The sequence below is a fragment of the Nonlabens sp. genome, assembly GCF_965657255.1.
GTDB lineage: Bacteria > Bacteroidota > Bacteroidia > Flavobacteriales > Flavobacteriaceae > Nonlabens.
Map to the genome: position 1 here is coordinate 233,283 of NZ_CBFHNM010000003.1, position 12,843 is coordinate 246,125.

The 12,843-nt window shown below is 36.0% G+C and carries 9 protein-coding genes; all 9 read left to right on the forward strand.

Translation table 11 applies throughout. From position 1 onward, the window contains the following. Positions 1–185 precede the first annotated feature (185 nt). The 9 genes from ACTF54_RS05335 (at position 186) to ACTF54_RS05375 (ending at position 12,794) form a co-directional block, all read left to right on the forward strand. The gene (locus ACTF54_RS05335) at positions 186–3,221 is read left to right on the forward strand and encodes a SusC/RagA family TonB-linked outer membrane protein (RefSeq protein ID WP_347203447.1); all 3,036 of its coding nucleotides are present in this window, start codon (positions 186–188) and stop codon (positions 3,219–3,221) included. 12 nt (positions 3,222–3,233) lie between these two features. Continuing rightward, positions 3,234–4,691: a RagB/SusD family nutrient uptake outer membrane protein gene (locus tag ACTF54_RS05340; RefSeq protein ID WP_347196060.1), complete on the forward strand. Its 1,458-nt coding sequence runs from the start codon at positions 3,234–3,236 to the stop codon at positions 4,689–4,691. A 12-nt stretch (positions 4,692–4,703) separates the two neighbouring features. Then, positions 4,704–6,260, forward strand: a complete 1,557-nt coding sequence (locus ACTF54_RS05345; RefSeq protein WP_347196061.1) for a hypothetical protein — start codon at positions 4,704–4,706, stop codon at positions 6,258–6,260. A 10-nt stretch (positions 6,261–6,270) separates the two neighbouring features. Next, positions 6,271–7,254, forward strand: coding sequence for a PKD domain-containing protein (locus ACTF54_RS05350; RefSeq protein ID WP_347196062.1), 984 nt, complete (start codon positions 6,271–6,273; stop codon positions 7,252–7,254). A gap of 265 nt (positions 7,255–7,519) precedes the next feature. Continuing rightward, the gene (locus ACTF54_RS05355) at positions 7,520–8,182 is read left to right on the forward strand and encodes a succinate dehydrogenase cytochrome b subunit (RefSeq protein WP_347196063.1); all 663 of its coding nucleotides are present in this window, start codon (positions 7,520–7,522) and stop codon (positions 8,180–8,182) included. A gap of 12 nt (positions 8,183–8,194) precedes the next feature. Further along, positions 8,195–10,198 carry a fumarate reductase/succinate dehydrogenase flavoprotein subunit gene (locus ACTF54_RS05360; protein ID WP_347202252.1) on the forward strand — a complete coding sequence of 668 codons (2,004 nt, stop codon included), beginning with the start codon at positions 8,195–8,197 and terminating at the stop codon, positions 10,196–10,198. Between the two features lie 55 nt (positions 10,199–10,253). Beyond that, positions 10,254–11,000, forward strand: coding sequence for a succinate dehydrogenase/fumarate reductase iron-sulfur subunit (locus ACTF54_RS05365; protein ID WP_438968891.1), 747 nt, complete (start codon positions 10,254–10,256; stop codon positions 10,998–11,000). A gap of 116 nt (positions 11,001–11,116) precedes the next feature. Continuing rightward, a complete protein-coding gene (locus tag ACTF54_RS05370; protein WP_438968892.1) occupies positions 11,117–12,253 on the forward strand; it encodes a methionine aminotransferase in 1,137 nt (378 codons plus the stop codon). 52 nt (positions 12,254–12,305) lie between these two features. Further along, the gene (locus ACTF54_RS05375; protein WP_347196067.1) at positions 12,306–12,794 is read left to right on the forward strand and encodes a hypothetical protein; all 489 of its coding nucleotides are present in this window, start codon (positions 12,306–12,308) and stop codon (positions 12,792–12,794) included. The last annotated feature ends 49 nt before the right edge of the window (positions 12,795–12,843 follow it).

The window sequence follows — 12,843 nt, forward strand, 5'->3', positions numbered from 1 at the left end:
GCTTTTTTATTAGTTAATGTACTGATAAACAACAGGTAGTAAATTAAATTAGGTAGTTGAGCATTTGTAATATATTATATCAAGTTGGGATTCTATTGTTGTCTAAATTTGTAAATAATAAATTTAAGTTAAAGTTAACTACAACGATGTAGGGACTTTTTAAACAGAAAATAATCTAGGTTTTCATGAATAAATTTACTCTATTACTATTTTACTTTATAGCTGCATATAGTTTTGCACAACAAAGTATTGTCTCGGGAAAGGTTCTTGAACAGTCAACTGGAGAGGCCTTATTAGGAGCAACGGTCCAAAATAAGACTAAAAATAAAGCTACAACCACTGATTTTGATGGTCTTTTTTCAATAGAAGCCTCTGTAGGTGATGTATTGCGTTTCACTTATGTCGGTGCATTGACTAAGGAAGTTACAGTAAAAAACTTTGATCCCTTAACTATTAAGTTACTTGAAGATGTAGCAACTCTTGAAGAGGTAGTAGTTATAGGTTATGGTACGCAAGCGGTAAGGGAAGTCACGGGCGCTGTGAGTATTGTTGATAGTGAGGTTATTGAGAATTTGAAACCTTCGAGGGTAGAAGAAGCTCTTCAAGGACAAGTAGCTGGTGTAAATGTTACCTCTTCTTCTGGTTCACCAGGTGCAGGACTCAATATTAGAATACGTGGTATTTCAACAAATGGGGATAATCGTCCATTAATTTTGGTGGATGGTAATATAATTGAAGATTTAAGTGTTATTAATCCAGGTGACATAGAAAGTGTTTCTGTTTTAAAGGATGCAACAGCTGGTATTTATGGAGTTAGAGCTGCAAACGGTGTTATTATTATTACAACTAAAGGCGGTCGTAAAAATCAACCGCTTACTGTTGAGTTTAATTCATGGGGTGGTTTTCAACAAACCTCTAGAAAATTACCGACTTTAAATTCTCAACAATATGCTTTGATAAAAAATGAAGCTTTTGCTAATAATGGTGAAGCAATTCCATTCACAGACATCTCTAATTTGAGTAATACAGATTATCAAGATGAGGTTTTTGAAGATGCATTAGTTTTAAACAACGATGCATCTATACGAGGTGGAACGGAAAAGTCAACTTATGCTTTTGGTGTCGCAGTATTATCACAAGATGGAATTGTAGGAAGCGACAAGTCAGATTTTGATAGGTTCACAATGAGAGGAAATTTTGACCACAATTGGACAAAAAATTTAAAAATGGAAACTGGTTTTCTATATTCTTATACAAGTAATAAAAGCATCAATGATGGTGGTTTAGGATCAGTGCTTTTCAATGCCTTGAATATGGCTCCTACGATTCCTGTTAGAAATGCTGCAGGAGAATTTTCACTTGCAGAAGGTTTAGGAAATGAAGTAATCAATCCTGAAGCACAATTAGCTAATACTTTTAACAAAAATAAAGTAGGTAAAATTAGCGGAAATTTTGGTCTTACTTATTCATTTTTGGATCATTTTAAAGCAACCGCTCGTATTCAAGCAAATTATTCTGAGGCCTACGGTAATAATTTTAATCCAAGAGCTTTTTACGGTTTTGGAAAAGTTTTTAACCTTACTGAAAATGTGTATAGTGAGTATGAAAACTTCTTTAGTGATTATACTTACGATGCCTTTGTAACTTATAATAATACGTTTAACGATAAACATAATGTAGAAGCAACATTGGGTATGAGTGCTTTTAGAACTAGAGGTGATTTCAATGATCAAACTGCGTTTGGAAATGTAAGTAACGATTATAATGAAGTAAGTATTTCTGGTGGTCGTAATATAGTTGACGGAGACGAGTTGGTAGGTAGTGCAAGACGTTTTGATCAAAGATTACTGTCTCATTTTTTAAGAGTTCAATATGATTATGACGGGAAATATTTATTCTCTGGAGTTATAAGACGAGATGGTAGTACGATCTTTGGACCAGAAAATAGATTTGGTGTGTTTCCAACTGCTAGTCTTGGTTGGATCGCTTCAGAGGAAAGCTTCTTAAAGGATAATAAAATTTTCGATTTTCTTAAAGTTCGTGCTTCAGCAGGAATAATTGGTAATGATAGAATTCCAGCATTTGGTTTTGTTTCGTTATTGACCGGAGAAGGTCAATATGTTTTTAATGATCAGATAATTAATGGTACTGCAGGTGGCGCTTTAAGTAATCCAGAGATTAAATGGGAAGAGCAGTTTACTGCTAATGTAGGAGTTGACATGCAGTTTTTATCTAATAAATTAAATGTCACATTAGATGTTTTTAATAGAGAAACAAAGGATCTTTTAATAGCACCTGATGTATCTGGAATTTTAGGAGCAGCAGCTCCTGGATCCGGTGCTCCCTTTATTAATGGCGGAGACATAAGAAATAGAGGTGTTGAATTTTCTATAGGTTACTCTGATAAAATTACAAATGATTTAAGCTTTAATGCCAATTTTAATTTTGCTACTTTAGATAATGAAGTTCTTGCGGTTAATAATGATAATGGTTTCATTGAAGCTGGTGGTTTTGGAGTAGGCCAGCCACCTATTACAAGATTTCAAGAAGGATTTACAATAGGGTATTTTTATGGATACCAAACTGACGGTATTTTTCAAAATGCTGCAGAAGTGGCAGCTCATCCTTCCCAACTTGCTTTGGCAGGAGTTGAAGCACAGCCTGGAGATTTTAGATACAAGGATTTGAATGGTGATGGTGTCGTAAATCTAGACGACCGCACAGAATTAGGAGATCCTTTGCCAGATGTTACTATGGGATTCAATCTAAGTTTAAATTATAAAAATTGGGATTTTCAGAGTTACTTCTTTGCTTCTTTAGGAAATGACATGGTTCGTAATTACGAGCGTAACCAGCCATTAACAAATACAACTACTAATATTCTTAATAGATGGACGGGAGAAGGTTCTACAAATTCTTTTCCAAGAGTAACCACTGGTGCAACAGCAAATCAAGTGTTTTCTGATTTCTTTGTTGAAGATGCTTCATTTCTTAGAGCGCAGAATTTACAATTAGGTTATACGTTAAATGAGAAGGCGTTAGATAATGTAAAACTTAGTAAGCTTAGAATTTATGCAGCTGTAAGAAATGCATTTACACTAACAAAGTATCAGGGTTTTGATCCAAGCGCAAGTTCAGGAGATCCTTTAGCAAGTGGTATCGATAATGGATTTTATCCAGTAGCTAGAACTTTTCTAATCGGAATAAACGCAAAATTTTAAAAAATAATCAAGATGAAGATTTATAAATTATATATAGTATTATTCGTCGTTGCAATAGGTTTCAATGCTTGTAGCGAGGATTATTTAGACGTAACTAGTGAAGATACAAACTCAGAGAATTTCTTCAATTCGCAAGAGGATTATGAAAGTGCCCTAGTTGGTGCATATGATTTGTTGCAGTCTACCTATTTAAATGTGATGCTAGGAGATATTGCCTCTGATAACACTCTTGCAGGCGGAGAAAGTGCTACGGATGTAATAGGAATACAGCAAATAGATGATATGCTGCACACACCTGTTAATGAGCAATTATCCGATATTTGGCAAAGAATGTTTGCAGGTGTTAACAGGACAAATTTCATTATGGAGTTTCAAGATAAAACTGATTTTCCTGATAAACCAAGAGTTTTAGGAGAAACACGTTTTTTAAGAGCTTATTATTACTTTGAATTGGTTAAGTTTTTTGGAGATGTACCATTAGTGGTTGATCAAAGGTTTTTGTTCGGTGATCAATTTGAGGTAGATAGAACACCGAAGGCTGATGTTTATGCACAAATTGAGAGGGACTTAATTTTTGCCATAGATAATCTAGAGTATACTACGCCTGATGTCGGTCGTGCTACTAAAGGTAGTGCTCAAGCTTTGCTAGGTAAAGTATACTTGTTTCAGCAAAAATATGGAGATGCTGCTGACGTATTAGATGATTTAATTTTGTCTAATGCATATAGCTTGGTTACGGACTATTCAACCATTTTTGAAAATGATAATGAAAATAATTCTGAATCTGTATTTGAAATTCAATATTCTGATGCCGAAGGCGCAGGCTTTGGTTGTTTGCAGTGTAGTGAAGGAAATGTTGCCGTGGGATTCAATGGTATAAGAAATTATAATGGTCCATTATTTGATTCTGGTTTTAGTTTTAATGTTCCTACTCAAGAAGTGGTAGATTTATTTGAGCCATCTGACCCTAGAAAGGATGTTGCTATACTAGATATAAATGCCTTTGCAGCTTCAAACGGCGCAACATTTAGTGTAGGGTTTGAACACACAGGTTTTTATAATAGAAAATATATTGCAAGACAAGGCGATTTGAATACAGGTGATGCAAATCTTACCAACCCTAATAATTATCGTGCCATAAGATTAGCAGATGTTTATCTAATGGCTGCAGAAGCATACAATAGCGGTAATTTAGGAGATGGGCAGGCAAGGACTTATTTAAACATAGTTAGAACAAGGCTTAATCTGCCAGATGTACAGCTTTCTGGAACCGCACTTAATGATGCGATCTTTTTAGAACGTAGATTAGAATTAGTAGGTGAAGGTCATCATTTCTTTGATTTAGTAAGGACTGGTAGAGCAGCAAATGAAATAGATGGTTTCGTATCTGGTAAGCATGAAGTGTTCCCAATTCCTTTAGAAGAAATATTATTAGCTGGAAATCGCTGGGAACAAAACCCTAATTATTAAAACGAATTTGTAATGAAAAATATTAAATTTTTATTTGTTGCTTTATTAGTAATGAGTTCATTGCTATCTAGTTGTGATAGTGATGATGATAAAGACTTGAGTTTAAGCTTGGAAGCTCCCACAAATTTAGGATTAGTCTTTAATATAACTCAGGACAATTCTGGTCTTGTAACCATTTCACCATCTGGTGAGAATGTAAGTAGTTTTGAGGTCTTTTTTGGAGATGGAAGTGGTGAGTCGGTAACATTACCTTTGGGGCAAAATACACAACGTAATTATTCAGAAGGTACTTTTCCTGTAAGATTAGTAGCGACAAGTCTGGGAGGTAAAACGACGGATTTCGTTAGAGATTTAGAAGTGTCTTTTAGAGCGCCAGAAAATGTCTCCATTATCGTTACAGAAAGCGCTACTTCTAACTTTGGTGTTTCTGTAAGCGCAACTGCAGATTTTGAAACAGCATTCGAAGTAACATTTGGAGAAGACCCTTCAATGAACCCTATAGTATTTATGGAAGGAGATGTAGTAAACTATGACTATTCCAGTACAGGAACTTATACTATTACAATAACTGCTTTAAGTGGTGGAGCAGCTATTACTTCTGTTACCGATGTTGTTATAATAGAGGATCCAGTTACTTTACCACTTGATTTTGAATCTACAACTCTCAATTACAATCTTATCAATTTTGAATCGGCAGTATCAATAATTGCTAATCCTGATGTTAGTCCTAGTAATAATAGTACTAGAGTTGTAAGTATTGAAAAAACTGGGACTCAAACTTTTGGTGGAGTAGTTGTTCCATTAAGTGGGCCGATTGACTTCTCTGGACCTCAAGGTTTAAGAATGAAAACTTGGTCACCTATGCCTGTCGGTACTAAGGTAACAATGAAATTTGAAAATGCTGATGGATCTATCGCTTCTGCAGATTATGAAGCATTCACTACAAAAGTAAGTGAGTGGGAAACTTTATTCTTTGATACTACAGGGTTAGATACTACACAGGCATTTAGTCGTTTTGTTGTCTTCTTCGATTTAGGTGGAGCACCTACAGGTGATATCAATTATTTTGATGATTTAGAGCTTGCAGACGGACCACCCATTCTTTTGCCGCTTGATTTTGAAGATCCTTTGAGACAATATGATATTGGTACAAATAATGGATCTTTTTCGATAATTACTAATCCTGTACCAGATGCATTAAATAGCTCAAGTACTGTCTTACAATTTGATAGAAATGCCACAGGAACAAATAGTTTTGCTTTGGTAGCTATCGTTGTAGATCAACCGGTTTTATTTACAGCTACTACCTCTTTTACCTTAAAGGTTTATTCGCCTAGAGCAGGTTTGCCTGTATGGTTAAAAATTGAAAGAGTAGGTAATGGAGGTTTATTTCAGGAGGTTACAAGTGTAACAACTACGGTAGCAAATGGCTGGGAAGAACTAACATTCAATTCTTTTACTGGGAACGAAACAAATGACCTAAGAAACGTAGTTATATTTTTTGATCCGCTACAGGCTACTACAGGACCAGAGACCATTTATATCGATGACTTAATTCAAACAAATTAAAATAATAAGAATGAAAATTTATTATAAGCTTTTACTAGTCTTGATAATGGTATGTTTTACCCAATCTTGTCAAGATGATGATACTGAATTTGGAGATGTGATTGCGCCAAGTAATCTAGAATTAAACTTTACTATACAAGGCCAAAGTTCTACAGATCCTAACGGTGATGGTACTGGAATAGTTATTTTTAATGCTACTTCAGAAAACGCACTTAATTATACCTATGACTTTGGTGATGGTCGTCAAGGGTCTACCTTTGATGGCACTATTGAACATCGTTTTGTAGAATTAGGAGTGATAAGTTATAATGTCACCGTTACTGCTACCGGTACAGGTGGTGCTGCAACTACTACAACACAAGTGGTAGATGTATTGAGTACTTTTGATGATCCCGAAGCAAAAGATTTTTTAACAGGCGGCTCTTCCAAAACATGGTATTGGTCAGTAACAGAAAATGGACATTGGGGTGTTGGTCCTACTAATTTGATTCCTGGTCAATCTCCAGATGCATATTTTTCACCTGCATTTTTTCCCGTACCAGCTTTTGGCAGATATTGTAACGATCTAACAGAATGTTTCTACGAAGATGAAATGGTTTTTACAAAAGATGGTAATAATGTGATATATGAACTTAAGAATTTTGGAGGAACCTATTTTCATAATTCGTATTTAACACAGTTTGGTGGCCCATCTGCGATTAATGGAAATAATGATGATGAGTGTCTTCCTTTTACTGCTCCAGGTCCAGGAGTAGTAACTTTTACTCCTACACTAGACACAGACGTGCCAGTAGAAGAGTCAAGAAAAACAACCATATTACTTCCTAATGATAGTTTCATAAGTTGGTATGTGGGCAGTAGTGAATATGAAATTATGGAAATAACGGCAAATCGCATGGTGTTACGCACAGTGCAAGGTAATGATCCAGCACTTGCCTGGTATCATGTGCTCACCACCGACCTTCCAGTTAATCCTAATCCGACTTGTATATAAATCTCTCTATTGATTTTATTAGATAAAGCCACTTTACAAAGTGGCTTTTTTTATTCTTGCTTTCGCGGAAGCGGAACAAAACAACAACAATATCTTAACCATTACATTGAAAGGAAATGGAAGAAATTACCACTAATTCAAGGTAAATACTTATAGAAACTATTAAGATTCAATCCAAATAAGCATGTTAACAAAGCCTTTTGACTATTACGATTGAAATTGATACGACTGAAAGTTATCTTTGCGACAAACTAAAAAATTATACATGAGCGCATTAGTAAAATCATCGCTTGCTAGAAAGTGGGTAATGGCACTTTCAGGATTATTTCTGGTAATATTTTTAACACAGCATTTTGTAATTAACATTACATCAGTCATCGCACCAGACACATTTAATGAGTGGTCTCATTTCATGGGATACAATCCTTTAGTGCAATTTGTTGCACAACCTATTTTAATAGGTGGATTAATTGTTCATTTTGTTATGGGAATCGTTCTTGACCTACAAAATAGAAAAGCACGTCCAGTTAAGTACGCACAATTTTCGGGAAATTCTAACTCTTCTTGGGTGTCAAGAAACATGATTATAACGGGACTTGTCGTTTTAGCATTCCTAGGATTGCATATGTATGATTTTTGGGTGCACGAGATGACTGTAAAGTATATTGATGTGCAACCAGAAGATCCGACTAGATATTTACCAGAATTAAAAGAGAAATTTGTAAGTCCAGTGAGAGTAGGAATTTATGTAGTTTCTTTTATTTTACTAGCATTGCATTTATGGCATGGATTTAATAGTTCATTTCAGTCGATGGGTGCAAAAGCTATCAATAAAGGTGATGGGCTTAGAAAAGCAACATACGCATGGTCAGTATTGATTCCAGCAGGGTTTGTTTTTATCGCTCTTTATCATCATTTTACTCACTAATAATATAAAATTATGTCAGTATTAGATTCGAAAGTACCTCAAGGACCACTTGCTGAAAAGTGGGTAACACATAAAAACACTATTAACTTAGTAAATCCAGCTAACAAACGTAACATCGATGTTATCGTTGTAGGAACTGGGCTTGCTGGTGGAAGTGCAGCTGCTACTCTTGCAGAGCTAGGTTATAACGTTAAGACATTTTGTTATAACGATTCCCCACGTCGTGCGCACTCAATTGCAGCACAAGGTGGAATCAATGCTGCCAAAAATTATCAAGGAGATGGAGATTCAAACTTCCGTTTATTCTATGATACTATTAAAGGTGGTGATTATAGATCACGTGAAGCAAATGTTCACAGACTTGCAGAGGTTTCTTCTAATATTATTGACCAGTGTGTTGCACAAGGAGTTCCTTTTGCACGTGAATATGGTGGGTTATTAGATAATCGTTCTTTTGGTGGTGTTCTTGTATCAAGAACCTTTTATGCAGCAGGACAGACAGGACAACAGCTGTTATTAGGAGCATATTCTGCTTTAAATAGACAGATCAACCGCGGTAAAGTGCAGCCATTTAACCGTCACGAGATGTTAGATCTTGTAAAAGTAGATGGAAAAGCTCGTGGTATTATCGCTCGTAACTTAGTTACCGGTGAAATAGAAAGACATGGAGCGCATGCCGTAGTCATTGCATCAGGTGGTTATGGAAATGTATTTTTTCTATCCACTAACGCGATGGGAAGTAACGTAATGGCAGCATGGAGAACACACCGTCGTGGTGCTTACTTTGCAAATCCATGTTACACACAAATTCACCCTACGTGTATTCCAGTATCTGGAGAGCATCAGTCTAAATTGACATTAATGTCAGAGTCATTACGTAATGATGGACGTATATGGGTTCCTAAAAAGCTAGAAGATGCAAAAGCAATACGTGAAGGAAAATTAAGAGGTGTAGACCTTAAAGAAGAAGACAGAGATTATTATCTAGAAAGAAGGTATCCTGCATTTGGTAATCTTGTACCACGTGACGTAGCATCTCGTGCTGCAAAAGAGCGTTGTGACGCTGGTTATGGTGTAAATAAAACAGGTAATGCTGTTTATCTGGACTTTGAAGAATCTTTTTATCGTTATGGTAAGGTAGAAGCCTTGACCAGTGGTAAGAAAGATGCTAGTAAGCAAGAAATGATAGCTTTAGGTAAAAAGGTTATTGAAAAGAAATACGGAAACTTGTTTGACATGTATCAGAACATATCTGATGAGAATCCTTATGAAGTACCTATGAAAATATTTCCAGCAGTTCACTACACGATGGGTGGATTATGGGTAGATTATAACTTACAGACTACAGTACCAGGTTGTTTTGCCGCTGGTGAAGCAAACTTCTCTGATCACGGTGCAAACCGTTTAGGAGCAAGTGCATTGATGCAAGGTCTTGCAGACGGTTATTTCGTCCTTCCATATACAATTGGTGATTATCTTTCAAACGAAATTAGAACGGGAGAGATTTCTACCGAAACTCCAGAATTTGAGCAAGCAGAGAAAGATACTCGTGCACGCATTGAGAAATTGATGAATGGTTCAGGAACTCATTCTGTTGACTATTACCACAAGAAACTTGGTTTAATCATGTGGAACAAATGTGGTATGTCTCGTAACGCAGAGGATTTGCAGTCTGCAATGGACGAAATTAAAGAGTTGCGTGAAGATTTCTGGAAGAACGTAAAAGTTCCGGGAAGCGCTGATACTAAAAACCAAGAATTAGAAAAAGCAGGTCGTGTAGCAGATTTCCTTGAATTAGGAGAGTTGTTTGCAAAAGATGCTTTAACTAGAAATGAGAGTTGTGGTGGTCACTTCCGTGAAGAATACCAGACTCCAGAAGGTGAAGCGCTACGAGATGATGAAAACTTTGCATTTGTAAGTGCATGGGAGTACAATGAAAATCCGCGTGATGCTAAATTGCACAAGGAAGACCTAGTGTTTGAAAATGTGGAATTGAAAACTCGTAGTTATAAATAATTGAATGTTAAATGTTACGCTTTCGCTAAAGCGTAATTAACTAAATATAAAAAGTATGAAACTTACTTTAAAAATATGGAGACAGGCTGGTCCTGAAGCCAAAGGAAAAATGGTTACTTATCCACTAGATGGTGTAGATGGTGATATGTCTTTTCTTGAAATGATGGATATTCTTAATGAAGAGTTAGTCAATAAAGGTGAGGTGCCAGTAGAATTTGATCACGACTGCCGTGAAGGAATCTGTGGATCTTGTAACATGATGATTAATGGGCAGCCTCATGGACCGCAAAAACTGACTACTACATGTCAATTGCACATGAGAAAGTTCAATGATGGCGATACTATTACGATCGAACCATGGAGAGCAGCTGCTTTTCCTGTGATCAAAGATTTGATTGTAGATCGTTCTTCATTTGATAGAATCCAGCAAGCAGGTGCTTATGTATCTGTAAATACTTCTGGTAATACTCAAGATGCTAACTCTATTCCTGTTGAAAAGGAAAAGGCAGATGAAGCATTTCACAGTGCCACGTGTATAGGTTGTGGAGCATGTGTAGCGGCTTGTAAAAACGCAAGTGCTATGTTATTTACCAGTGCCAAAGTATCTCAATATGCTTTATTACCTCAAGGTGAAGTAGAAGCTACAAAGCGTGTTCAAGATATGGTACGTCAGATGGATATTGAAGGATTTGGTAACTGTACCAATACAGGAGCTTGTATGATCGAGTGTCCTAAAGGAATCAAATTAGAGAATATTGCACGTATGAATCGTGAATACTTAAAGGCGGAGACTGTTTCATAGTTTCAATTCTTATTACAATTAAAAAATCCCATTTCAATTTAATTGAAATGGGATTTTTTGTTAAAACTATATTGATAGATAAGCAGTTTCTGTATCCTATTTCTTAATTTACGAACATGACTAGATCAAAACTTCCTAACGTTACAGACTCCATCTTTACAACCATGAGCGTCTTGTCTCAAAAACATGGTGCGCTCAATCTTTCTCAAGGCTTTCCTAATTTTCCAGTAGATCCAGTTTTGAAAGGGTTGATTACAAAGGCCATTCAAGACGATAAAAATCAATACGCACCTATGGCAGGACTTATGTCCTTGCGTGCTGCTATTTCTAACATGACCCAACAGCAACACAAGGCTTTTTATGACCCTGAAAATGAAATTTGCCTTACAGCAGGAGCTACACAAGGAATCTTTACTGCTATACAATCGGTGGTTCATACAGGTGATGAGGTAATTGTTTTTTCTCCAGCTTACGATTGTTATGGACCAGCGATAGAATTGGCTGGTGGAAAAGTGATGGATATTGCCATGAAATTACCAGAATTTATCATTGATTGGCAAGAAGTTAAAGACAAGGTTACTGCTAGAACTAAAATGATTCTGATCAACTCACCCCATAATCCTAGTGGCAATATGTTATCTCATGAAGATATGTTGCAGCTAGAAAAAATAGTAGTAGAACACAACTTACTACTTTTAAGCGATGAGGTTTATGAACATATCGCTTTTGATGGAAGAGAACATTTAAGCGCTGCTAGGTATAATGGATTACGTGAGCGCAGTTTTATAACAGGTAGTTTTGGTAAAACCTTTCATGTCACTGGTTGGAAAATGGGTTTTTGCTTGGCTCCTAAAAAATTAATGGAAGAATTTTATAAAGTGCATCAATATGTAGTGTATTGCGTTAATCATCCAGTACAAGACGCACTCGCAAATTACCTGATACAACCAAAGCGGTACACAGAATTAGGTGCTTTTTATCAACGTAAGCGAGACCTTTTCTTAAATCTTATAAAAGATAGTCAGTTTAAATTTAAAGCGTCTCACGGCTCTTATTTTCAATTATTAGATTATTCGGCTATTACAGATGAAAATGATGTTGATTTTGCTAAAAGGCTTACTACACATCATAAAATCGCTAGCATTCCTATTTCTGTATTTATGAATGGTAAGGATCCTAAAATGTTACGCTTCTGTTTTGCTAAAAAAGAAGAAGAAATTATCGCGGCGGCAAATATTTTGAATAATTTATGATCTAGAATTTTTAAGGTTAGCTATATTTCTGCAACTTAAAGCAAAAATTACTATGAAATATTTTACGCTTTTTCTACTACTGTGTTTAACTTCTTGCGGTTCAAAAAAAGTCACGCAAAGCATGTCTTCCAGCCAGTTTGAAAAAACAGAACAACCTTATTTTGAAGAATGGTCCGGTGGTGCTCCAGGATCTGGAAATGGAGTAACTCTTTACTTTCCTGCATCTATTTTAGAAGGGCATACTCTTGCAGCAGTCTATTTTAGAGGAATGGAAAACAATATCGCAAGATTTATTGCTAACGATAAAACGATGCTCATTTCTCGCTTTACATATCCATCAACTGCGTACAATATGAGTGCAGATTCAAAAGAAGAATTTGGGAATAGAGTTCCTAACTATGATGGAATACCCTTTGAATTAGCAAACGATAAAGCAGTTATTGCTTTTGAAGCAAATGGCAAAATGAAATATGTCAAATTAGAAAACATTACTCAAAAAGAAACCGTGGCATACCCTAGCGCACCGTTGCAAGGTCAGTAAGCGATTTCACTCATTCATATCAAGGGCTCACTCATTGCAACTATGTGTG